20 protein-coding genes are annotated in these 22,596 nt (G+C 66.6%); 6 read left to right on the forward strand and 14 right to left on the reverse strand.

What is annotated here, in order from left to right; genetic code table 11:
- Positions 1-422: 422 nt before the first annotated feature.
- The 6 genes from ahcY to Q8S38_RS04490 form a co-directional block, all read right to left on the reverse strand.
- Positions 423-1,823 carry an adenosylhomocysteinase gene (gene ahcY / locus Q8S38_RS04465; protein ID WP_305679218.1) on the reverse strand — a complete coding sequence of 467 codons (1,401 nt, stop codon included), beginning with the start codon at positions 1,821-1,823 and terminating at the stop codon, positions 423-425.
- Between the two features lie 237 nt (positions 1,824-2,060).
- Positions 2,061-2,372, reverse strand: coding sequence for an HPr family phosphocarrier protein (locus tag Q8S38_RS04470; protein WP_371125833.1), 312 nt, complete (start codon positions 2,370-2,372; stop codon positions 2,061-2,063).
- Between the two features lie 27 nt (positions 2,373-2,399).
- A complete protein-coding gene (locus tag Q8S38_RS04475; RefSeq protein WP_305679219.1) occupies positions 2,400-2,801 on the reverse strand; it encodes a PTS sugar transporter subunit IIA in 402 nt (133 codons plus the stop codon).
- Positions 2,802-2,923: 122 nt separating this feature from the next.
- Positions 2,924-3,373 (reverse strand): HPr kinase/phosphorylase, encoded by a 450-nt coding sequence (locus Q8S38_RS04480; protein WP_305679220.1) that lies wholly within the window; start codon positions 3,371-3,373, stop codon positions 2,924-2,926.
- A gap of 4 nt (positions 3,374-3,377) precedes the next feature.
- Positions 3,378-5,171 carry a sensor histidine kinase gene (locus Q8S38_RS04485; RefSeq protein ID WP_305679221.1) on the reverse strand — a complete coding sequence of 598 codons (1,794 nt, stop codon included), beginning with the start codon at positions 5,169-5,171 and terminating at the stop codon, positions 3,378-3,380.
- Positions 5,172-5,233: 62 nt separating this feature from the next.
- Complete coding sequence (locus Q8S38_RS04490; RefSeq protein ID WP_108045638.1) at positions 5,234-5,935, reverse strand: response regulator transcription factor; 702 nt, start codon at positions 5,933-5,935, stop codon at positions 5,234-5,236.
- A gap of 144 nt (positions 5,936-6,079) precedes the next feature.
- Here Q8S38_RS04490 and Q8S38_RS04495 point away from each other — a divergent pair, with 144 nt between their 5' ends.
- The 3 genes from Q8S38_RS04495 to Q8S38_RS04505 all read left to right on the forward strand — a co-directional run bounded on the left by Q8S38_RS04495 (position 6,080) and on the right by Q8S38_RS04505 (position 9,773).
- Positions 6,080-6,856: a HugZ family pyridoxamine 5'-phosphate oxidase gene (locus Q8S38_RS04495; RefSeq protein ID WP_305679222.1), complete on the forward strand. Its 777-nt coding sequence runs from the start codon at positions 6,080-6,082 to the stop codon at positions 6,854-6,856.
- 203 nt (positions 6,857-7,059) lie between these two features.
- Complete coding sequence (locus Q8S38_RS04500) at positions 7,060-8,670, forward strand: phosphoenolpyruvate carboxykinase (protein ID WP_305679223.1); 1,611 nt, start codon at positions 7,060-7,062, stop codon at positions 8,668-8,670.
- A gap of 95 nt (positions 8,671-8,765) precedes the next feature.
- Positions 8,766-9,773, forward strand: coding sequence for an Lnb N-terminal periplasmic domain-containing protein (locus Q8S38_RS04505; RefSeq protein WP_305679224.1), 1,008 nt, complete (start codon positions 8,766-8,768; stop codon positions 9,771-9,773).
- 178 nt (positions 9,774-9,951) lie between these two features.
- Here the strand turns inward: Q8S38_RS04505 and Q8S38_RS04510 are convergent, their stop codons facing one another.
- The 3 genes from Q8S38_RS04510 to Q8S38_RS04520 form a co-directional block, all read right to left on the reverse strand.
- Complete coding sequence (locus Q8S38_RS04510) at positions 9,952-10,719, reverse strand: ABC transporter ATP-binding protein (RefSeq protein WP_305679374.1); 768 nt, start codon at positions 10,717-10,719, stop codon at positions 9,952-9,954.
- Entirely contained in the window at positions 10,719-11,471 is a 753-nt protein-coding gene (locus Q8S38_RS04515; RefSeq protein WP_305679225.1) for an ABC transporter permease, read from the reverse strand. The genes Q8S38_RS04510 and Q8S38_RS04515 overlap by 1 nt, the downstream gene beginning before the upstream one ends.
- Positions 11,472-11,636: 165 nt before the next feature.
- Positions 11,637-12,662 carry an ABC transporter substrate-binding protein gene (locus Q8S38_RS04520; RefSeq protein WP_305679226.1) on the reverse strand — a complete coding sequence of 342 codons (1,026 nt, stop codon included), beginning with the start codon at positions 12,660-12,662 and terminating at the stop codon, positions 11,637-11,639.
- 161 nt (positions 12,663-12,823) lie between these two features.
- Here Q8S38_RS04520 and Q8S38_RS04525 point away from each other — a divergent pair, with 161 nt between their 5' ends.
- Entirely contained in the window at positions 12,824-13,291 is a 468-nt protein-coding gene (locus tag Q8S38_RS04525; protein WP_305679227.1) for an Lrp/AsnC family transcriptional regulator, read from the forward strand.
- A 244-nt stretch (positions 13,292-13,535) separates the two neighbouring features.
- Here Q8S38_RS04525 and Q8S38_RS04530 read toward each other — a convergent pair whose 3' ends face one another.
- The 5 genes from Q8S38_RS04530 to purU all read right to left on the reverse strand — a co-directional run bounded on the left by Q8S38_RS04530 (position 13,536) and on the right by purU (position 20,314).
- Positions 13,536-15,386 carry an ABC transporter ATP-binding protein gene (locus tag Q8S38_RS04530; RefSeq protein WP_305679228.1) on the reverse strand — a complete coding sequence of 617 codons (1,851 nt, stop codon included), beginning with the start codon at positions 15,384-15,386 and terminating at the stop codon, positions 13,536-13,538.
- 25 nt (positions 15,387-15,411) lie between these two features.
- Positions 15,412-16,353, reverse strand: a complete 942-nt coding sequence (locus Q8S38_RS04535) for an ABC transporter permease (RefSeq protein WP_305679229.1) — start codon at positions 16,351-16,353, stop codon at positions 15,412-15,414.
- On the reverse strand, positions 16,319-17,278 hold the full coding sequence (locus Q8S38_RS04540; RefSeq protein ID WP_305679230.1) for an ABC transporter permease: 960 nt from the start codon (positions 17,276-17,278) through the stop codon (positions 16,319-16,321). Before Q8S38_RS04540 ends, Q8S38_RS04535 begins: the two co-directional genes overlap by 35 nt.
- A 157-nt stretch (positions 17,279-17,435) precedes the next feature.
- Positions 17,436-19,223 (reverse strand): peptide ABC transporter substrate-binding protein, encoded by a 1,788-nt coding sequence (locus tag Q8S38_RS04545; RefSeq protein WP_305679231.1) that lies wholly within the window; start codon positions 19,221-19,223, stop codon positions 17,436-17,438.
- A gap of 212 nt (positions 19,224-19,435) precedes the next feature.
- On the reverse strand, positions 19,436-20,314 hold the full coding sequence (purU, locus tag Q8S38_RS04550) for a formyltetrahydrofolate deformylase (RefSeq protein ID WP_305679232.1): 879 nt from the start codon (positions 20,312-20,314) through the stop codon (positions 19,436-19,438).
- 395 nt (positions 20,315-20,709) lie between these two features.
- Between purU and Q8S38_RS04555 the strand changes: the two genes are divergently transcribed.
- Together Q8S38_RS04555 and iolG are read left to right on the forward strand one after the other, a co-directional pair.
- Positions 20,710-21,510, forward strand: coding sequence for an SDR family oxidoreductase (locus tag Q8S38_RS04555; protein ID WP_305679233.1), 801 nt, complete (start codon positions 20,710-20,712; stop codon positions 21,508-21,510).
- Positions 21,511-21,576: 66 nt separating this feature from the next.
- Positions 21,577-22,596: an inositol 2-dehydrogenase gene (gene iolG, locus Q8S38_RS04560; protein ID WP_305679234.1), complete on the forward strand. Its 1,020-nt coding sequence runs from the start codon at positions 21,577-21,579 to the stop codon at positions 22,594-22,596.

Raw genomic sequence — 22,596 nt, forward strand, 5'->3', positions numbered from 1 at the left:
GCTCGACCGTTTCATCCCGCGTCCATCTTCCTTGGGCAGCGCCGGGCCGCCGGGTTCGTTATGCCCGCAAATGGGCGGCGAACGGCGATGCGCCGTCCTATGAGGTCCCTCAGAAAGGCCCCGACGCACGCCTGCCACGATACTGATCACTGTGTTTCGATGCGGCTCGCGCAGAGGCGCTGGAGACCCGAATCAGCGTCACTCTAATCATCCGTGGAGTCCGGCAGGAAGTGCTTAATCGCCGGTAAATCGGGTGATTTTTCGGTGGCGCTGGCGAGGATGCGCCAGTCGTCAAGCAGTAGGGGCAGGGGCGCCCCCGGGGGCTATTAGTAGCGGCTGATGCCCAAAAGACTCGGGGCCCGACAAACAAAAAAGGCCCGGCGCGAACGCCGGGCCTCCTGCCACGCGGCTTTCGCCGGATGTCAGTAGCGGTAGAGCTCGGGCTTGAACGGGCCGGTCGGGGCCAGGCCCAGATACTTGGCCTGCGCATCGTTGAGCACGGTCAGCTTGGCGCCGACCTTGGCCAGATGCAGCGCCGCGACCTTCTCGTCGAGATGCTTGGGCAGGGTGTAGACCTTGTTCTCGTACTTGGCGTGATGGTTCCAGAGCTCGATCTGGGCCAGCGTCTGGTTCGAGAACGAGCAGGACATCACGAAGGACGGGTGGCCCGTGGCGTTGCCGAGGTTCACCAGGCGGCCTTCCGAGAGCAGGATGATGCGCTTGCCGTCGGGGAACTCGACCTCGTCGACCTGCGGCTTGACGTTGTCCCACTTGAAGTTCTTCAGGCCGGCGACCTGAATCTCCGAGTCGAAATGGCCGATGTTGCAGACGATCGCGCGGTGCTTCATGTCGCGCATATGGTCGACGGTGATGACGTCGAGGTTGCCCGTCGCGGTCACGAAGATGTCGGCGCGCGGGGCGGCGTCATCCATGGTCACGACCTCGTAGCCTTCCATCGCCGCCTGCAGCGCGCAGATCGGGTCGATCTCGGTGACGAGCACGCGGCAGCCGGCCTGGCGCAGCGAAGCGGCCGAGCCCTTGCCGACGTCGCCATAGCCGGCGACGACCGCGACCTTGCCCGACATCATGACGTCGGTGCCGCGGCGGATCGCGTCGACCAGCGACTCGCGGCAGCCATACAGGTTGTCGAACTTCGACTTGGTGACCGAGTCGTTGACGTTGATCGCCGGGAAGGGCATGCGGCCGGCCTTGGCCAGCTCGTACAGGCGGTGGACGCCCGTGGTGGTCTCTTCCGAGACGCCCTTGATTGCGTCGCGGGTCTTGGTGAACCAGCCCGGATTGGCCTTAAGCTCGCGCTTGATCAGCGCGAAGAAGATGGTCTCCTCGTCATTGCTGGGCTTGTCGAGGAACGCGGCCTTGCCGGCCTCGGCCTCGGCGCCGAGGATGATCAGCATGGTCAGGTCGCCGCCATCGTCGAGGATCATGTTGGGCGTGCCGCCATCGCTCCAGGTGGCGGTCTTCAGCACGTACTCCCAGTACTCCTCCAGCGTCTCGCCCTTGATGGCGAAGACGGGGGTGCCGGTCGCGGCGATCGCGGCGGCGGCGTGGTCCTGGGTCGAGAAGATGTTGCACGACGACCAGCGCACATCGGCGCCGAGGTCCTTCAGCGTCTCGATCAGCACGGCGGTCTGGATGGTCATGTGCAGGCAGCCGGCGATGCGGGCGCCCTTGAGCGGGAACTTGCCCTTGTGCTCCTCACGGATGGCCATCAGGCCCGGCATCTCGTCCTGGGCCATGTTGATTTCCTTGCGGCCATAGTCCGCGAGGCTGATGTCCTTGACGATGTAATCGGTTTTCGACACGGGGCGTGCTCCAAATGGTCTTCGAATGACGGGCGGGTCCATAGCAGCGCCCACGCCCAAAGGCAATCAAAGATATAAAGATGTCTTTATGTGATCGATCGAAAGGGAGTTGTCTGTCGCTTTAGTGACGTTTGGTCATATCGCGGACGACAGCTGCGCGACCTGATTGTGGGCTCTTGTATGGGATTGACGTGAAACAGCGTCGGCGGCACGCCGCCCCCGCGAGCCGGCCCGGACTTACTCGCCCTCGCCGAAGCGGTCCGCCACGAGGGTCTCCAGCGCCTTCAGCGCTTCCTTGGCCTCGCGACCCTTGGCCACGACCGTGATCGTCGAGCCGATGCCGGCGCCGAGCGTCAGGATGCCCATGATCGAGGTCGCGCCCACGGTTTCGCCGCAGCGGGTGACGGTGACGTCGGCGTCGAAGGACGAGGCGCATTGCACGAATTTCGCCGTGGCGCGGGCGTGCAGCCCCTTCTTGTTGACGATCTGGAACTCGCCATAGATCGCGCCGGCGGGAATCTCGACCTCGGGGCAGTCACAATCCTCGATGTCCTGCCTGTCGTCCACGGACCGCCCCTATTTGCCCGCCAGAACGCGGCTGGCGACGGTGATGTATTTGCGGCCGGCATCCTGCGCGCTGGTCACGGCCTCGTCGAGGGTCTTCTCCTCGCGCACGCTGGCGAGCTTGATCAGCATCGGCAGGTTGACGCCGGCGACGACGTCGATGCGGCCGGGCTCCATCACGGAGATGGCGAGGTTGGAGGGCGTGCCGCCGAACATGTCGGTGAGGACGATGACGCCCTTGCCGGTCTCGACAGCCTCGACGGCCGCGATGATGTCGCGGCGACGGCTTTCCATGTCGTCATCGGGCGCGATGGCGATGGTGGCGAGATGCTGTTGGGGGCCGACGACGTGTTCGAGCGCGGCACGGAACTCCGTGGCCAGATGCCCATGCGTCACGAGGACCAGTCCGATCATTCAATATGGCACCGAAGAGCGCTTTCGGCGCCCGGACAAGGTGGCGGTTTATGCGGCAGGTGCGAAGGATAGGCAAGCCGGCTTGATGAAAACTTGTCGCATTTGAAACATTGGCTGAAACATCAGCCGGCATCCGTGAACAGCCGCAGGGCCGCCAGTACCAGGCGCTCGTCGCCCGCGCGCCCCATCACGGTGAGGCGCGGCAGGTCGATTCCTCCCAGGCGATCGACGAGATCCTCCGGTTGCGGCATGCGCGTCGGCTCGGCGCCGCTCAGATCGACGATCAGGCGCACGACCGCCGCCGGCTGGTAGGGCTCCGGCGTCAGCCCGAGCCCGCGGCGCTCGATCAGCCCTTCGAGTGGCGCGACGGGCCGCGCCAGCAGGCGCCCGCCGCGTGGCTGCAGCGCCGTGCGGTCGTCGGCGACGAGGCGCGCGAAACCGCCTGCGCTTTGCGCCTGCGCAATCATGGCGAGCGCCAGGACCGACTTCCCAGATCCGGACGCGCCCCGGATCAGCACCCCGGCCTCGCCGATCGCGACGGTCGTCCCATGGATCGTGCTGTCGCGTGTCATCGGCTCAGGCGGTCTGCTGAAGAGCGGGCAGGCTGACGATGAAGCGAGCGCCCAGTCGCGGCTGCTCGCCATCGGGACCGGCCGGTCCCAGCCGGTTCTCGGCCCGGATCGTGCCGCGATGCGCCTCGACGATCTGGCGCGAGATCGACAGCCCGAGCCCAGAATTCTGGCCGAAGCCGTCATGGGGCCGGTCGGTATAGAAGCGCTCGAACACCCGCTCCAGCGCATGGGACTCGATGCCCGGCCCCTCATCCTCGACCGTGATCAGGACCTGGTCGGCGACGCGCGTCAGCAGGACGCGGACCGGCTTGTCGGGCGGCGAGAAGGAGCGGGCGTTGTCGATCAGGTTGACGAGAACCTGCCCGAGCCGGGAATCATGGCCGAGCACGATGAAGCCGTCGCGCCCGCCGGGCCGGCGCCGCTCGCTGACGAGTTCGATCCGGGGCTGGCCTTCGCGGCGCGTCTCGTTCTGCACGGACACGACGGCCTCCAGCACCTGGGCCAGGTCGACCGGCCCGGAATCGTTGCGGGCGAGTTCGGCATCGAGCCGGGAGGCGTCGGAGATGTCGGAAATCAGCCGGTCGAGACGGCGCACGTCATGCTGGATCACCGCCATGAGCCGCCCGCGCGACTCGTCGTTCTTCGCCCGCGGCAGGGTCTCCACCGCGCTGCGCAGCGAGGTCAGCGGGTTTTTCAGCTCATGGGCGACGTCGGCGGCGAAACTCTCGATCGCCTCGATGCGGCTGTAGAGCGCCTTGGTCATCTCGCGCAACGAGCCGGACAGATGGCCGATCTCGTCATGCCGGTTGCCGAAATCGGGGATCTGCTCGCGCGATTTCACCCCCCTGCGCACGCGCTGGGCCGCGTCGGCGAGCTTGCGGATCGGCTCGGCGATGGTGCCGGCGAGCAGCACCGACAGCACGATCATGACGCCTGCCGAGATCGCGAACACCCGGAAGATCGCATAGCGCTCGGAGACGATCACCGCATCGATGTCGCCGCCCTGCGTCGACAGCAGGAGCGCGCCCTTGACCGCGCGGAAACGCTGCACCGGCACCGCCACCGAGACGATGGTCTGTCCCCGCGTGTTCACCCGCACGATGCTCGCCGGCGATCCGCTGAGCGCGCGCGCGACTTCCGGATAGGATCGGCCGTTGGCGTTCTCGAAATCGTCATAGGCCGGGACGTCGGGGCGGCCGAGCCGGTTGCGAAGCAGGTTCCAGGTCCGCTCCAGCAGCGGCGCCTCGTCGGGCTCGCCGACCCGCGGCAGATCGAGCCGCAGCACGTCGCCGCGCGAATAAAGGCTGCGCGAATCGAGCGTCAGCAGCCCGTCGCGGTCGTAGATCCGCGCCCGCGTCTTGGTGGGGGTCACCAACCGGCGCAGCAGCGGCGCGACCTTTTCGGGGTTGATCGAGAAATCGAGAGGGTCTTCGGCGATGCCGGCGCTCTCGCCCGCCTGGAGCTGCAGCAGTTTGTCGGGGTCGATGGTGATCGCGTCGGTTTCGACGGTGGCCGAGGCCGCGATCGCCCCGGCGATGATCTCGCCCTGCGTCAGAAGGCTCTGGACGCGGGATTCGATCAGGCTCTCGCGGAACTGGTTGAGGTAGAGAAAGCCGACCAGCAGCGCGACGAGGCCGCCGAGATTGAGCACGACGATGCGCCGCGTCAGGCTGGACGCCGCCCCCGACGACACGGCCCGCAGGCTGCGCCGCGTGAGCCCCCGCAGGCGCTGCCGCAATGTCGGCGCCCGCTCTCGCTTGCGGTCCTCCGCCCTGCGCTCGTCGTTGATCGTTGCCATCGCGCAGGTCGTATCCTGTCCCCGTCAGTGCGGCGAGCGCAGCGACGAAGCCATCCGGGGCGTCAGCCTTCCTTGAACCGGTAGCCGACGCCGTACAAGGTCTCGATCATGTCGAAATCGACATCGACCTGGTTGAACTTCTTGCGCAGCCGCTTGATGTGGCTGTCGATGGTGCGGTCGTCGACATAGACCTCGTCGTCATAGGCGGCGTCCATCAGGGCGTTGCGGCTCTTCACCACGCCGGGCCGCTGCGCCAGCGACTGCAGGATCAGGAACTCGGTCACGGTCAGCGTCACCGGCTCGCCCTTCCAGGTGCAGGTGTGGCGCTCGGGGTCCATGCGCAGCAGGCCGCGCTCCAGCGCCTTGGCGTCTTCGCTGCGCGGCGCCGCCGCCGGGTCCTTGGCGCCCGCACGGCGCAGGATCGCCTTGACCCGCTCGACCAGGAGTCGCTGCGAGAAGGGCTTCCGGATGAAATCATCGGCGCCCATCTTGAGCCCGAACAGTTCGTCGATCTCCTCGTCCTTCGAGGTCAGGAAGATCACCGGCAGGTCGGATTTCTGGCGCAGCCGCCGCAGCAGCTCCATGCCGTCCATGCGGGGCATCTTGATGTCGAAGATGGCGAGGTCCGGCGGGTTCTGCTTGAGCCCGTCCAGCGCCGAGGCGCCGTCGGTATAGGTCATGATGCGATAGCCCTCGGCTTCGAGCGCAATGGACACCGAGGTCAGGATGTTGCGGTCGTCATCGACCAGCGCAATGGTTGGCATCAGCTCTTTGTCTCTTGGCCGCGTTGCAATAGCGAATGTCCACTCCCGCGAGAGAGCGGCTAAACCGTGGCCACAATCTAGCGACGGCAGGGCGGTTTGCCTATGTCCTAACGACAGTAAAGACCCGAAAGGCCGATAGGTTCCATGACGCAGACACCGATCCAGGCCGAGGAGCGCAAGGACCTCATCCGCCCGACCGACGATCAGGCCCGCGCGCTCGGCAGGCAGCTGTTGCGCAGCGCCCGCTCCGGGTCGCTCGCGACGCTCGGCCGCGACGGGCACCCCTCCGCCAGCCTCGTCAGCCTCGCCACCGACGGCGACGGCACGCCGCTGATCCTGATCTCGGCCTTGTCCTCCCATACCGGCAATCTCGAGGCCGATCCGCGCTGCTCGCTGCTGCTGGCGCCGGGCGGCAAGGGCGATCCGCTGGCCCATGCCCGCATCACGCTGAAGCTGCACGCCCGCAAGATCGAGCGCGCGAGCGAGGCCGGCGCCCGAATCCGCCGCCGCTTCCTGGCGCGCCAGCCGAAGGCGGCGCTCTATGCCGATTTTGGCGATTTCTCGTTTTTCGCGCTCGCTCTCGACAGCGCCAGCCTGAATGGCGGCTTCGGACGCGCCTATGAACTCGGCGCGGGCGACCTCCTCAGCGACGCGCACGCAGCCGAGGCCATCGCCGCGATGGAGGAGGAGGCGATCGCGCATATGAACGCCGACCATGCCGACGCGATCCGCGCCTATGCGACCGGGTTGCTCGGTGCCGCTGATGGCGACTGGCGCCTCACCGGGCTCGACCCCGAGGGCGCCGATCTGGTGCGCGGCGACACGGTGTTGCGGCTGGCCTTTCCAGCCGCGGTGAGCGACGCCGGCGCGATGCGAAAGATCCTGGTCGATCTGGCGATCAAGGCGCGGCAGCCGGCCTAGCCCCCTGATTTACCACGTTGATTCGATTTAATCGATTTAGGTGAGAATGTTCGGGTAGGGGCCTTGGCCGTCACTTGAGCCGGCGTCATCATACCCTTAAGGGACGGTTATCGAACGCGTTCAGGTTCGTCCGCGCCAGCCCCGGCTCGCGCAGTCTTGCAGATCAGGCGGCCGTCTTCAGGGCTGCGCCTCGGGAGGTTCCTGTGAAAACCATCGGTCCGTTCAACACCGCCCAGGGGGCGGAAACCTTCGGCTTTCGCCATCTGAAGACCGTGTTCTGGAACCTCGAGGCGGCGCGGCTCTACGAGGAGTCGCTGGCGCGCGGCGAATCCGCCCTGTCGCGGGACGGCGCGCTCGTCGCCGACACCGGCGCCCATACCGGCCGCTCGCCCAAGGACAAGTTCACGGTCCGCGACGCCCTGACCGACAAGACCGTCTGGTGGGACAACAACAATGCGATGAGCTCTGAGCAGTTCGAAACGCTGCTCGCCGATTTCGTCGCCCATGCCGAAGGCAAGGACCTCTTCGCCCAGGACCTCTATGGCGGGGCCGATCCCGCCCACCGCGTCAAGGCGCGGGTCTATACGGAGATGGCCTGGCACTCGCTGTTCATTCGCAACCTGCTGATCCGCCCGGCCCGGGAAGAGATCGCGGCCTATGTCCCCGAGATGACGATCGTCGATCTGCCGAGCTTCAAGGCCGACCCGGCCCGCCATGGCTGCCGCAGCGAGACGGTCATCGCGATCGACTTCACCCGCAAGATCGTCCTGATCGGCGGCTCGGCCTATGCCGGCGAGATGAAGAAGTCCGTCTTCACCTATCTCAACTTCGTCCTGCCGACCAAGGGCGTGGTGCCGATGCACTGCTCGGCCAATGTCGGCGCGAAGGACGATTCCGCCATCTTCTTCGGCCTTTCCGGCACCGGCAAGACCACGCTCTCGGCCGATCCCGACCGCACGCTGATCGGCGACGACGAGCATGGCTGGTCGAAGGACGGCATCTTCAATTTCGAGGGCGGCTGCTACGCCAAGACGATCAAGCTCTCGGCCGAGGCCGAGCCGCAGATTCACGCCGCCTCGCTGCGCTTCGGCACGGTGCTCGAGAACATCGTCATGGACGAGATCACCCGCGAGGTCGATTTCGACGACGGCAGCAAGACCGAGAACACCCGCTCGGCCTATCCGCTCGACTTCATTCCCAACGCCTCGCGCACGGGCCGCGCCGGCGTGCCGAAGAACATCGTCATGCTCACGGCGGACGCTTTCGGCGTCATGCCGCCGATTGCCAAGCTGACACCCGCCGAGGCGATGTACCACTTCCTCTCCGGCTACACCGCCAAGGTCGCCGGCACCGAGCGCGGCCTCGTCGGCGTCGAGCCGGAGTTCTCGACCTGCTTCGGCTCGCCCTTCCTGCCGCGGCACCCCTCGGAATACGCCAACCTCCTGCGCGACTTCATCGCCAAGCACCACGTCGATTGCTGGCTGGTCAACACCGGCTGGACCGGCGGGCAGTATGGCACCGGCCGGCGCATGCCGATCCGCGTCACGAGGCGCCTGCTGACGGCGGCGCTCGACGGTTCGCTCAACCGCGCCGATTTCCGCCGGGATCCTTATTTCGGTTTCGCCGTTCCCACGTCCGTTCCCGGCGTCGAGCCGCACATCCTTTATCCGGTCAAGACCTGGCAGGACAAAGCCGCCTTCGCCGAGACGGCCAAGAACCTGATCGGCATGTTCGCCAAGAACTTCGAGAAGTTCGAGGCTCATGTCGACGACGCGGTGAAGGCGGCGGCGCCCGTCAATTCGCTGGCGGCGTGAGGGCCTCACGGCATCCGGCAATGGCGCGGGGAACCCCTCTCCTGTAAGGAAGGTGTCCCCGCGAGCCGCATCTCAAACGTCGGGGCGGTGACGCTGTGCCCATCCTGATCATCCTCTTCCGCCTCCTCGCCACGCTCGCCATCCTCGGCGCTGCTACCTGGGCCGCGGGCCTGCTGATCTTCCGCCTGCCCGGCTCGACCGGCACGGTCGCCGCGATCGGCTTCGGCATCGCGGGGCTCGCCGGCGCCATTGGCCTGTGGAGCGGCGCGGCGCGCCTGCCGCTTTCGTTTGCGGTCCTTTTCCTCGGCCTGCTCGGCTGGTGGAACGGGCTGGCTCCGTCGCACGACCGTGCCTGGATCCCCGAACTCGCGCGCCTGCCCGCGATCGCCCGGGAGGGCGACACGCTCACCGTCTCGAACCTGCGCAATTTCAACTGGCGCACCGAAACGGACTATGACGAGCGCTGGGAAACCCGCCGCTACGATCTGAGCAAGGTCGAGGGCATCGACCTGTTTCTCTCCTACTGGTCGGGCGAGGCGATCGCGCATCTGCTCGTCAGCTTCCCCTTCGCCGACCAGCCGCCGCTGACCTTCTCGATCGAGGTCCGCCGCGAGAAGGGCGAGGAGTGGTCGGCGCTCGCCGGCTTCTTCCGCAGCTACGAGATGGCCTATGTCGCGGCGCCCGAGCGCGATCTCGTCGGCCTGCGCAGCCATGCCCGCAAGGAGGATGTCCGGCTCTTCCGCATCGCCGCGACGCCCGCGCAGGCGCGCGACGTCCTGCTGGCCTATGTCGCCGACGTCAACGAGTTGGCGGGCAGGCCGCGCTGGTACAACACGCTGACGACCAACTGCACCACGGTGGTCTACACGCTGGTCGGTTCCGTCGCCCCGGCCTGGAAGTTCTCGCTGCCGCTCGATCCGCGCGTGCTGCTCTCGGGCTTCCTGCCCGGCTATCTCCAGCGCATCGGTGCGGTCCGCAGCGACATCCCGCTCGACGAACTGGTCCGCCAGGCCCGCATCGGCGAGCGGGCGCGGGCGATCTCGCTCGACGATCCCGACTTCTCGAAGAAGATCCGCGAGGGCGTGCCGACGGCGAGGCCTTGATCCGAATAGGTTGGCAGGGAAACGCCACGTCATCCTGGACAAGCGGCGAAGCCGCGCAGGCCGGGATCCATCATCGGGCGAAGGTCCCGCCCTATGATGGATCCCGGGACGACCTGCGGTCGCCCAGGATGACGATCGGGTTCCTTGCGCTAAGGACTTAGGGCGGAAGCTCTCCGCTTCAGATCGCCGCGCCGTCGCTGACCGTATCCGCGCCGAGCCCGAGACGGATCGCCCTGACGATGTCGGCTTCCGCCGCCCCGCCGCGCCGGCGCGGGTGCGGCTCGGTGATCTTATGCTCGGCGATGATCTGCCCGGGTGCGCCCGAGAGGATCACCACCCGATCGGCGAGGTAGGCGGCCTCGTCGATGTCGTGGGTCACGAACAGCACCGTCTTGCCCGTGCGCTGCCAGACGCGGATCAGCTCGTCCTGCAGGGTTTCCCGCGTCAGCGCGTCGAGCGCCGAGAAGGGCTCGTCCATCAGCAGGATCTCGGGCTCGACGGCGAGCGCACGCGCCAGCGAGACGCGCTGGCGCTGGCCGCCCGACAACTGATGCGGCCAGCGCTGCGCCAGCGCCCCCAGACCGACGAGATCGAGCGTCTCCTGCGCCTTGGCGAGGCGCTCGGCGCGCGGCGTCTGCCCCTCCAGTCCGAAGGCGACGTTGGAGGCGACCTTGCGCCACGGCAGAAGCCGCGAATCCTGGAAGACGAGCGCGACGGGGCGTCGCGTCGTGTCGCTGGCATGGATCGCGACCTCGCCCGCGCTCGGCTTCGCGAGGCCTGCGATGACCCGCAGCAGCGTCGATTTGCCGACGCCGGACGGCCCGACGATGGCCAGGAACTCGCCGCGCGCGACCGAGAGGTCGAGCCTGCGCAGAACCTCGGTGGCCTCGCCGTCACGGGTGAAGGTCAGCGAGAGGCCCCGGATCTCGATGACGGGCTTGTCGATCACGCTTTCCAACGCAGCACCCATTTCTGGAAGGCGACGAACAGGGTGTCGAGGAACCCGTAGAGCCCGGCCATGGTCAGCATGTAGACGACGACGATGTCGGTCGCGAGCAGGCTGGAGGCCTGCATCATGCGCTGACCGACGCCCGCCACGCCGAAGATCTCGGCGGCCACCACCGCCATCCAGGCCTGCCCCAGCGCCGTCCTGACGCCGACGAGGATGCCGGGCATCGCCGCCGGCAGCAGGATCTTGCTCAGCCGCTGCCAGGAGGAGGTGAAGCCGAAGGCGTCCGCCACCTCGATCAGGTCGCGGTCGACGCCGCGGATCGCGCCCTGGGCCGCGAAGAACACGATCCAGAACACGCCGATGGCGATGATGAAGACGGCCGCCGAGGGATTCACCCCGAACCAGATGATCGCGAACGGGACCCAGGCGAGTCCGGGAATCGGCCGCAGCACCCGCACCACCCAGGCGGTGGCTTCTTCCGCCATCCGCGACATGCCGACGAGCACGCCCAGCCCGACGCCCAGGAGCGACCCGACAATCAGCCCGGTGAAATAGTGCCCCAGCGAGCCCAGGATCGCCGACAGCCAGGCGCCCGATCGGATCTCCGACAGAAACGCACGCGGCAGCGCGCTCGGCCCCGGCAGGAAGGCCGGGTTGACCAGCTCGAAGAACGGAATCGCCTCCCACAGCAGCAGGAAGGCGACGAGGCCCAGGAAGGCGAGGGCGGGCGCCCGGAGGGTTTGCAAGGGTAGACCTCTATGACGGTCACATCGGGCTCCGTCATCCTGGGCGACCGCAGGTCGTCCGGGATCCATCATCGAGTGCGACGTAGCCCTAAGATGGATCCCGGGCCTGCGCCGCTTCGCGGCTTGCCCAGGATGACGACATGTTTCTGCAGAAGACCGGTGAGATCATCCGCCCGCCTTCACCGCCCGCTCGAAAAACTGCGTCTCAAACAGACCGTCGAAGGGCAGTTCTTTCTCCAGCGAGCCGAGCTTGACCTGGTAGGCCTGCATGGCGCGCGAGGGTTCGATGATCTTGCGCGGATCGATCTCGAAGGTCGAGGCCGGCGAGACCAGCGCCTTGCGGATCAGGGCGGGGTCGACGATGCCCTTGCCGAGCGCGGCGCCGATATGGGGCGCGGCCTTGTCCGGGTCCTTCGCGATCAGGGCGGCAGCGCGCACCAGGCTGTCGACCAGCTTCTGCACGGCCTCCGGGTTCTTGGTCACGAAGGCGCCCGAACCGGCGACCACCGTGCCGGGCTGGCCAGGGAACAGCTCCTGCCCGCCGGCGATCAGCCTGATCCCCGGGTTGCGGGACTGGACGATGGTGAGCGCCGGCTCGCGCACGATGCCGCCCTCGACGGCGCCGGCAAGCACCGCCTGCTGGGTCGCGTCGATCCCCATCGGCACCACCTCCACATCGCCCTTCTCGGCCTTGGCGACCTCCCAAAGCCAGTATTGCAGCACGGTGTTGGGCACGGAGCCGGCGGGCTGGGTGGCCAGCCGCGCCGCCTTGCCGGTCGCGGCCTTGTGCGCCTTGAAGGCGGCGGCAGGCGCGGTGCCCGGTGTGAAGAACTTGGCCAGGGCCGGCGTCGCCACGAAGACGTTCTCGGCGACGGCGGTCGCGGCGACGACACGAACATCGACGCCGCGCGAACGCGCCACCGCCAGCGGCGCAATGCCGGCGACATAGAAGTCGATCGTGCCCGAGGCGAAGGCCTGGATCATGTTGGGGCCGGATTCGAACACGGTGAAGGTCGCGGCGATGCCGGCCTCCTTCAGCCAGCCCTCGCCCTGGGCGACGAACACCGGAGCGGTGCCGATGATCGGGATGTAGCCGATCCGGGCCGCGACGGGGGCCTGCGCCAGCGCGGGCGCGAAGGGGGCGGCAGCGATCAGGCCGGAGCCGGCGAGCAGAAACTGGCGGCGATCCATCGGTCAAATCCTCGTCCACGACCGCGCCAGAACAGGCGCTCTTGACAGAGGGAGAAAAGGATTTTCTACCAGAATACAAGGCGTAGAGCCTAAAAAGATGATTGATCCGCCGTTGGTGGGGCTATCAGTTTAAATCTTCTCTTTTCGGTGAGAATTGCAGCATGGACGCGATCGACCGAAAAATCCTGACGGTGCTGCAGGCCGACGCCGACATCTCGATCGCCGAACTCGCCGATCGGGTCGGGCTGTCGCAGACGCCGTGTTGGAAGCGCATCCAGAAGCTCGAACAGTCAGGCGTCATCCTCAAGCGCGTCGCACTGGTCGCGCCGGAGAGGATCGGCCTGGGGCTGACGGTCTTCGTCCAGATCGAGACGGCGGACCATTCGGGGCCCTGGCTGGAGAAATTCGCGCAGCTGGTCTCCGCCATGCCCGAGGTCATGGAGTTCTACCGCATGGCCGGCGATGTCGATTACATGCTGCGGGTCGTCGTCGCCGACATGGCGGCCTACGACCTGTTCTACAAGCGACTGATCGAGACGATCCCGCTCAAGAACGTCACCTCGCGCTTCGCGATGGAGCGGATCAAGTCGACCACGGCCTATCGCGTGCCGGATCTGCCGAAAGCGTGAGGCCGCGTCTGGTGGGTCGAGTCGATCTGAACCACCACCGTCATCCTGGGCGGCCACAGGCCGACCGGGATCCATCATAAGGCGCGACATCGCCCCATGATGGATCCCGGCCTGCGCCGCTTCGCGGCTGGTCCAGGATGACGGGAGTCTGGCTGAACCATTCGGGGGCCCCGCTGCCGAAGCCCCCCCGAATCAACAAGCAGGCCGGCGCTCTCGCGAGCGACCGGCACGCGTCGAGACGAGATCAGGCCGCGACGGCCTCGATCGTCTTCTTTTCCCACTCCTCGCCCCAGATCATCACGGCATGGCCCGGCGAGACCTCGCGGAACTGGCGGATGGGCGGGACATAGTCGGGCGCGCGCACCGGGCTCTTGATCTCGTCGTTGGAGACCGGGTTCTTCTCGTGGCGCCGCGTCGGGTCGGCGATCGGCACCGCGGCGAGCAGCCGCTTGGTGTAGGGGTGCTGGGGATTGCCGAAGATCGCCTCGCGCGGGCCGATCTCGACGATCTCGCCGAGATACATCACCGCGACGCGATGGCTGACGCGCTCCACCACCGCCATGTCGTGCGAGATGAAGAGATAGGCCAGCCCCATGCGGGCCTGCAGTTCCAGCATCAGGTTCACCACCTGCGCCTTGACCGAGACGTCGAGCGCCGACACGGCCTCGTCCGCCACGATCAGCCGCGGCTCGACGGCGAGCGCGCGCGCGATGCAGATGCGCTGGCGCTGGCCACCCGAGAACTCGTGCGGGAAGCGGCTGGCCATGTCGGGCTGAAGCCCGACGCGGCGCAGCAGTTCGGCGATCTGGTCGCGCGCTTCCGAGCGGGTCGCGAGCTTGTTGATCAGCAGCGGCTCGGCGATGGCGGCGCCGACATTCATGCGCGGGTTGAGCGAGGCGAAGGGGTCCTGGAAGATCATCTGCATGCGCTTGCGCTGCTCGCGCAGATCGGTCTGGTTGAGCTTCAGCACATCGACGCCGTCGAGCAGCACCGAGCCCGCCTGCGGCTCGATCAGGCGCATCACCGAGCGGCCGGTCGTCGATTTGCCGCAGCCGGATTCGCCCACCAGCGCCAGCGTCTCGCCCGCCTGCACGCTGAAAGCGACGTTCTCCACCGCATGGACGCGGCCGGTCACGGTGCTGAGCAGGCCGGAGCGGATTTCGAAGCGGGTGGTCAGGTTCGAGACTTCGAGCACCGGCCGCTCGGCCGACTTCACGGTGTCGGGCGTCTCTTCGGGAATGTCGGATTCGCCGGTAGCGCGGTCGACGACCGGGAAGCGCATCGGCCGCGAGCGGCCCTCCATCGAGCCGAGCTTGGGAACGGCCGAGAGCAGCGAGCGGGTGTAGGGGTGCTTGGCGCGCGCGAAGATGTCCTCGGTCGCCCCGGTCTCGACGGCCTGGCCATTATACATCACCACCGTGCGGTCGGCGATCTCGGCGACGACGCCCATGTCGTGGGTGATGAAGAGCACGGACATGCCCTCCTCCTCCTGCAACTCCTTGATCAGCTGCAGGATCTGCGCCTGGATGGTCACGTCGAGCGCGGTGGTCGGCTCGTCGGCGATCAGGAGCTTGGGCTTGCAGGCCAGCGCCATCGCGATCATCACGCGCTGGCGCATGCCGCCGGAGAAGCGGTGCGGATATTCGTGGAAGCGCGACTTCGCCGCGGGAATGCGGACTTTCTCCAGCAGCCGGATCGTCTCGGCCTCGGCCTCCGCGCGCGACATGTCGCGGTGCAGGATCAGCGCCTCGGCGATCTGGAAGCCGATCGTCAGCACCGGGTTGAGCGAAGTCATCGGCTCCTGGAAGATCATCGCGACGTCGTTGCCGCGGATGCGGCGCATCTGCGGCTCCGGCAGCGTCAGCAGTTCCTGGCCGGCGAGCTTGATCGAGCCCTCGATCTTGCTCGAGCCCTGGGGCGTCAGCCGCATGATCGAGAGCGCCGTCACGCTCTTGCCCGAACCCGACTCGCCGACGACCGCGAGGGTTTCCTTCGGCGCGATGTCGAATGAGACGCTGCGGACGACCTGCTTCCAGGCGCCCTCGACCCGGAAGGAGGTGCTGAGGTTGCTGACGGACAGGATGGGAGTGGTCATGCGAATGCCTTCCGGGAGTTTAAGGTCAGATGACGCGACGTGGATCGAGGGCGTCGCGCAGTCCGTCGCCGATGAAATTGATCGAGAGCACGGTCAGGAAGATCGCCGCGCCGGGAAACAGCGCCCAGTGCGGCGCCGAATCGAGATGGTCCTTCGCATCGAACAGCAGGCGACCCCAGGTCGGAATGTCGGGCGGGAAGCCCAGCCCCAGGAACGACAGCGTCGATTCGGCGATGATCGCCGACGACACCTCGATCGTGGCCGCCACGATCACGGGGCCGATCGCGTTGGGCAGAATGTGGTGGACCATCTGCCGGAACTTGGTCGCGCCATGGGCTCGCGCGGCCTCGACGAACTCCTTCTCGCGCAACGACATGAACTGCGCACGCACAAGCCGTGCCACGGGCATCCATTTCAGCCCGCCGATGACGATGACGATCAGGATGAACACGCCGCCTTCGACGCCGAACACCGCCTTGAGCTGCTCGCGGAAGAAATAGATCACCAGCAGCAGGAGCGGCAGCTGCGGCAGCGACAGGAACAGGTCCGTCACCCACATCAGGAAGTTGTCGACGGCGCCGCGCGACATGCCGGCGATCGCGCCGATCAGGATGCCGAAGAAGGTCGCGACGACCATCGCCGCGAGCCCCACAGCCAGCGAGATCCGCCCGCCATAGATCATGCGGGCGAGCAGATCCTGCCCGAGATCGTCGGTGCCGAAGGGGTGTTTCCACGACGGCGTCTGCAACTGCGCCGTGAAATCGATCTCGTTGATCGGGACCGGCCACAGCCAGGGGCCGACGACCACGCCGAGGATCAGCGTGCCGAGCACGAAGCTGCTCGCCATCGCCAGCTTGTGGCGACGGAAGCGCTTCCACGTCTCGCGCCCTGGCGAGGTCGCGGCGCTCGTTTGAGCCGGGCCCGACACGGGATCAGCTGAAGGAGATGCGAGGGTCGAGCCAGCCATAAAGGATATCCGCGATGAGATTGAAAAGGACGACGAGGCAGGCAAAGACGAAGGTCACGGCCATGATGACCGGGGTGTCGTTGGCCAGGATCGCGTCGATGAGGAGCGAGCCGATCCCGGGAATCCGGAAGATCTGCTCGGTGACGATGGCGCCGCCGAACACGGCCGGCATCTGCAGCGCGATCAGCGTGACGACGGGGATGAGTGCGTTGCGCGTGATGTGGCGCAGCGTCACGGTCTTCTCGCCCAGCCCCTTGGCGCGCGCCGTGGTGACATAGTCGAGCCGGATCACGTCGAGCACGGCCGAACGGACATAGCGGGTGTAGGAGGCCGCCTGGAACAGCCCGAGCACGGTGATCGGCATGATCGCCTGCCGGAACATCTCCCAGTACCAGCGCCAGCCCGTCGCCGCGAGATCGGAGCGGTAGACGAAGGGGAACCAGTCGAGCGTCACCGAGAAGATCAGGATCAGCAGCAGGCCAGTGAAGAAGGTCGGCAGCGAGAAGCCGATGAAGGCGAGCGTGTTGGCGACCTGGTCGAAGATCGAATAGGGCCGCGTCGCGGCGTAGATGCCGACCGGCAGGGCAATGCACAACGCCAGGATCTGCGACGAGCCGACGATGAACAGCGTGGTGGGGACGCGCTGCATAATCAGATCGTCGACGTTGATCCGGCTGGCGAAGGAGAAGCCCCAGTCACCCTGAACCATGTTGGAGAGCCAGCGTACATAGCGCACCATGATCGGGTCGTTCAGGCCGAAGCTCGCGCGCAGGGCCTCGCGCACTTCCGGCGGAACGTTGGGGTTGGTGGCCATCTCGGAGAACGGGTCGCCGGGCGCCAGTGCGAGCACCGTGAACAGGATCAGGCTGATGCCGAGCAGGCTCGGAATAGCGATCAGCAATCGCCTCAGCAGGTAAGCGCCCATCAAACAAACTCTTTTCGCATGCGGTCTTGCGCCGCCATAATTGGTGAAGCGCCGGTCGCGAGGCCACCGGCGTTGTCCGCCTCGTCAAAAAATGAAGAGGGGGCGGAGCGTCCCGGCGCAGCGTTAGGCCACGCCGGGATGCCCGCCCCCATCGATATCAGCTGCGATACCAGGCCGCGAGGTTCCAGGTATCGACGTCCCAGCCGCTGTGATCATGCATCAGGTTGGTCAGCGACGCGGCCACGCGGGTCCGCGACAGCAGCGGCAGGATGACATGGGCCTCGCAGAAGATCTCGTTGACCTTGATCAGGAGCGCGGCGCGCTTGTCGGGGTCGAGCTCCTTCTGGGCGGCCTTGTAGGCTTCGTCCGCCGCCGGGTCCGAGTAGCGCGAGACGTTGCGGCCCAGCCACTTGTTCTCCTTGTTGGCGATCTCCCAGGACACGAACTGGTTCAGGAAGCGCTCCGGATCGGGCTGCGGCTGCGTGGTCGTGTACATCTCCATGTCGACATAGAGCTTGGTGTAGGTGTCAGGGTTGGCGACGTCCGACGAGAAGAACACCGAGGCTGTCACCGACTTCAGCTCGAGGTCGATGCCGGCACGCTGGCAGGCCTGCTTGATGATCTGCTGCGTCTTCTGGCGCGGCGCGTTGATCGAGGTCTGGTAGACGTATTTGAGCTTCTTGCCGTCCTTCTCGCGGATGCCGTCGGAACCGCGCTTGTAGCCGGCGTCGTCGAGGATCTTGTTCGCCTTGTCGATGTTGAACTCGTATTTGAGCTTGGTCGACTTGAACTTGGCCGGCTGGTTGACGAAGCTCGCCGTGGCGATGCCGCCGCGGCCATAGATGAACTTCTGGATCGAGTCGCGGTCGATCAGGAGGTTGATCGCCTCGCGGACCTTCGGATCCGACAGGGTCGGATGCTTGGTCTTGATGCTCGAGCGCTCGCCATCGACCTCGGTCCACGGATCGGTCGTGTTGAGGATGATGAACTCGATATCGCCCGATACCACGGCGCTGATCTTGCCGCGACCGCCGGTCTCCATGCGCTTGAGGACCTCGTCCTCGACCTGGAGGTTCCAGGCATAATCGTATTCGCCGGTCTGCAGCACGGCGCGGGCCGCCGAAACGGCGTCACCGCCGCCCTTGACCTCGAGCGTATCGAAATGCGGCTGGTTGGCGACGTGATAGTCGGGATTGCGCTCGCCGGTCAGGATGTCGCCGGGCTTGAACTCCACGAACTTGTAGGGGCCGGTGCCGACCGGCTTGAGATTGGCCGGAGCTTCGCGGGACTTGGCGCCCTTGTACTCGCCGAAGAGATGCTTGGGGATGATCATGCCGGCAACGCCGACGAAGGCGTCGGCCCAGAACGGCGTCGGGTTCTGGAAGATCACCTTGACGGTGAAGTTGTCGACCTTCTCGACCTTGATGTCCTTGTAGGCGCCGGTGGTGTAGGCGGCGGTCGCCGGATCGGCGGCGTATTCCCAGGTGAAGACGACGTCGTCGGCCGTGAACGGCTTGCCGTCATGCCACTTCACGCCCTGCTTCAGCTTCCAGATGACTTCCTTGCCGTCGGCCGAAAGACCGCCATTGGCCTTGCTCGGAATTTCGGCGGCGAGCTGCGGGAAGAGATTGCCTTCCTTGTCCCAGCCGGCGAGCGGCTCGAAGAAGACGCGCGAGGCGATCTGGTCCTTGGTGCCGCTGGCGAAATGCGGGTTCAGCAGCGTCGGTGCCTGCCAGAGCAGCATCTTGAGCGGGCCACCGCCGCCCGCCTTGGTCGGCTTGTAGGGCAGCGAGGCGTTCGCCATCGCGACACCGTTGAACGCCAGCAACTGATTGGCGAAGGGCGCAGCAAGGCCGACGGCGGCCGCTTTCTTGATGAAGGAGCGCCGCGACAGGGCGCCTTCCTTCACGCGGGCGATCAACTGGCCCAGTTCCTGGTCTTTCATGGGGATGTCTCCACTCATAAGCTCATTGCCGGTTTTCCGGCGCTTGCTGCGCCGTTTTCCCTCTCGGTCGCCCTCAGCAAGCCATGTGCCAACGAAAGCGTCAACTGTGCGGCGCAGAGCAAATGTGCGCCCATCGCAGGGCGCAGGGCCTGAATCCGCCGCAAATGGATGATTGTGCCGCGGTCAGCGGGCTGTCCGCAATTTTATGCCGGTCAATCCGGAAACACGACCGTTTTCTTGCCGTTGAGGACGACCCGGTCCTCGAGATGGTGCAGGACGGCGCGCGCCAGCACGCGCCGCTCGATATCGCGGCCCTTGCGCACCAGATCGTCGGGCGTGTCGCGATGCGAGATGCGCTCGACATCCTGCTCGATGATCGGGCCCTCGTCGAGGTCGGGCGTGACGTAATGCGCGGTCGCGCCGATCAGCTTCACGCCGCGCTCATGGGCCTGGTGATAGGGTTTGGCGCCCTTGAATCCGGGCAGGAACGAGTGATGAATATTGATGCAGCGGCCAAGCAGCTTGGCGGAAAATCCATCGGACAGGATTTGCATGTAGCGCGCGAGGACGACGAGATCGGTCTGCGTCTCCTGCACCAGCCGCCAGATCGCCGCCTCCTGTTCCATCTTGGTCTGCCGCGTCACCGGCAGATGATGGAAGGGCAGGTCGCCGAGATCGGTCGAGGAGAGATGCTCGCGGCCATGGTTGGAAACGATGGCCGAAATGTCCATCGGCAGTTCGCCGATGCGCCAGCGATAGATCAGGTCGGTCAGGCAATGGTCGAATTTGGAGACCAGGAGCATGACGCGCTTTTTGGTCGCACGCTCGCGCAGCGTGAACGTCATCCCGAAGCGCTGGGCGAGATCGCCGACGGCGGTCGCGACCGCCTCATGCGGGCGGCTGGCGTCGAGCCGGGCGAAGACGACACGCATGAAGAACTGGCCGGTCTCGACATCGTTGTACTGCTGCGCGTCGAGGATGTTGCAGCCGGCGTCGAACAGCAGTGTCGAGACGGCTGAGACGATGCCGGGGCGGTCGGGGCAGGACAGCGTCAGGATGGCGCTGCGGGCGTACAGGGGCGTTTCGGTCATGGCTGATGCCGCCGGGAGAGCGGCCCTTTGCTTGCGCTGAGGCGGGGATTGCGGGCTGGAAGGCTAAGGATTGCGCGCGACGCGCTGCGCTCAACCTCGCTCGGCCCAGGCGCGGGCCGAAGCCTCGCCGCTGATCGCCAAGGCCGGCGCGGACAACCGCGCCCGATTCGGATATGCCCTGCTGCCTGTCGCCATGATCGCGAAATTCGCTCCGTGAGGGCCGTTTCCGGCGCGGCTGGAGGGACGCCCAAACCAGCCGGGCTTGTCAAGGCAGCCGGCTGGGCCAGCTTGCCTTCAGGGTCGGATCGCTTGACTTGCCGACCCAAAAAATGGAACGATTATTCCATCGCCGTCTAAAATCAAAGAAACGTGCCGCTGCCCGGGAGGCTGCTCAGGTGTCTGATGTCGAATCGGTCAGCCGGACTCTCGCCGGCCAGGTTGCGATCGTCACTGGCGCCAGCCAGGGTCTCGGCGAGGCGATCGCGCGCGAACTTGCGGCGCGGGGCGCGGCGGGCCTGCTGCTAACTGGCCGCAACCGGGCGCGGGGGCAGGCGGTCGCCGCCAGCCTGACCTCGGCCGGCTGCGACGCCCGCTTCCATGTCGCCGATCTCTCGGATCTCGCCGCCGTCCGGTCGGTCGTGCCGGCGGCCGAACAGGCCTTCGGCCACCTCGACATCCTCGTCAATGCGGCGGGGGACACCGATCGCGGCACGATCTTCGAAACGTCGCCCGAGCTGTACGCCCGCATCATGGCGGTGAACCTGCGCGCGCCCTTCTTCCTGATCCAGGATGCCGCCGAGCTGATGCGCCGGAAGGCGATCGCCGGCGCCATCGTCAATATCCAGTCGATGTCGGCCCATGGCGGCCAGCCTTTCCTCTCCGCCTACAGCATCTCCAAGGGGGCGCTGGCGACCCTGACGAAAAACGTCGCCTATGGGCTGCTGGCGCACCGGATCCGCGTCAATGGGCTGAACATCGGCTGGATGGCGACGCCTGGCGAGGACGCGATCATGCGCAGCCGCCATGGCGCGCAGGATGGCTGGCTCGATTCAGCCGCCGCCGGCCAGCCCTTCGGTCGCCTGATCGACCCGCGCGAGGTCGCGCGCGCCGTCGCCTATCTGGCGTCGGCCGAGTCCGGCCTGATGACCGGCGCGAACATCGATTTCGACCAGACGATTCTGGGCGCGCATGATTGAGACCTTGCGCCCCGAGACGATGGCCGCCATCGGGGCCTCGACAGGACAGACGACAGGACGGACAAGATGACGACGGGATCGACGAGAATGCGGGTGGGATTGCTGGGGGCGGGCCGGATTGGCCGGATCCACGGGCTGAACGTCGTGGCGCGCGCGGACGCCGAGCTCGTCGCCGTCGCCGATGCCATGCCCGACGCGGCGGCGTCGCTCGCCGCCGCCAGCGGCGCGAAGGCGGCGACCGCCGAAGCCATCCTGTCGGATTCCGGCATCGACGCCGTGCTGATCTGCACGCCGACCGACACCCATGCCGATCTGATCGAGGCTGCCGTCGCCGCCGGAAAGGCCGTGTTCTGCGAGAAACCGGTTGATCTCGACGCCGCCCGCATCCGCCGCTGCCTGGCTGCGGTCGAACGATCGGGCCAGCCGCTGATGATCGGCTTCAACCGCCGCTTCGATCCGAGCTTCGCTGCGCTGGAGGCCAGGCTGCGGGCGGGCGAGGCCGGCGCGATCGAGATCGTCAGCGTGATCTCGCGCGATCCCTCGCCGCCACCCGTTGACTACGTGAAGCGCTCCGGCGGGCTCTTCCGCGACATGATGATCCATGATTTCGACATGGCCCGCTTCCTCCTCGCCGAAGAGCCGGTCGAGGTCTTCGCGCTCGGCGCGGCGCTGGTCGATCCCGCGATCGGGGAGGCCGGCGATGTCGATACCGCCGCGGTGCTGATGAAGACGGCCTCGGGCCGGATCGCGCAGATCTCCAATTCGCGCCGCGCCACCTATGGCTACGACCAGCGCATCGAGGTCCATGGCTCCAAGGGCATGCTGCGCGCCGGCAACATCCACGAGACGACGGTCGAAAGCGCCACGAGCACGGGCTTCCGCGCCGATCCCGTGCAGAATTTCTTCCTCGAACGCTATGCCGCCGCCTACCGCGCCGAACTCGAGGCCTTCTTCACGGCCTGCAAGGGCGGCAAGGCGCCGACACCCTCGGGTCTGGACGGCTTGAAGGCGCAGATTCTGGCCGACGCGGCCACGCAATCCGCCAGGACCGGGCTGCCGGTCGCCGTTTCGCTGACGGAGGCCTGA

It is taken from the genome of Allobosea sp. (assembly GCF_030695125.1).
GTDB lineage: Bacteria > Pseudomonadota > Alphaproteobacteria > Rhizobiales > Beijerinckiaceae > Allobosea.

Bases quoted from the DNA above. Each gene is read 5' to 3' on its own strand.
- Q8S38_RS04475 (WP_305679219.1), bottom strand. From the start codon at position 2,801: ATGATCGGACTGGTCCTCGTGACGCATGGGCATCTGGCCACGGAGTTC.
- Q8S38_RS04480 (WP_305679220.1), bottom strand. From the start codon at position 3,373: ATGACACGCGACAGCACGATCCATGGGACGACCGTCGCGATCGGCGAG.
- Q8S38_RS04485 (WP_305679221.1), bottom strand. From the start codon at position 5,171: ATGGCAACGATCAACGACGAGCGCAGGGCGGAGGACCGCAAGCGAGAG.
- Q8S38_RS04490 (WP_108045638.1), bottom strand. From the start codon at position 5,935: ATGCCAACCATTGCGCTGGTCGATGACGACCGCAACATCCTGACCTCG.
- Q8S38_RS04495 (WP_305679222.1), top strand. From the start codon at position 6,080: ATGACGCAGACACCGATCCAGGCCGAGGAGCGCAAGGACCTCATCCGC.
- Q8S38_RS04520 (WP_305679226.1), bottom strand. From the start codon at position 12,662: ATGGATCGCCGCCAGTTTCTGCTCGCCGGCTCCGGCCTGATCGCTGCC.
- Q8S38_RS04525 (WP_305679227.1), top strand. From the start codon at position 12,824: ATGGACGCGATCGACCGAAAAATCCTGACGGTGCTGCAGGCCGACGCC.
- Q8S38_RS04530 (WP_305679228.1), bottom strand. From the start codon at position 15,386: ATGACCACTCCCATCCTGTCCGTCAGCAACCTCAGCACCTCCTTCCGG.
- Q8S38_RS04535 (WP_305679229.1), bottom strand. From the start codon at position 16,353: ATGGCTGGCTCGACCCTCGCATCTCCTTCAGCTGATCCCGTGTCGGGC.
- Q8S38_RS04540 (WP_305679230.1), bottom strand. From the start codon at position 17,278: ATGGGCGCTTACCTGCTGAGGCGATTGCTGATCGCTATTCCGAGCCTG.
- Q8S38_RS04545 (WP_305679231.1), bottom strand. From the start codon at position 19,223: ATGAAAGACCAGGAACTGGGCCAGTTGATCGCCCGCGTGAAGGAAGGC.
- purU (WP_305679232.1), bottom strand. From the start codon at position 20,314: ATGACCGAAACGCCCCTGTACGCCCGCAGCGCCATCCTGACGCTGTCC.
- iolG (WP_305679234.1), top strand. From the start codon at position 21,577: ATGACGACGGGATCGACGAGAATGCGGGTGGGATTGCTGGGGGCGGGC.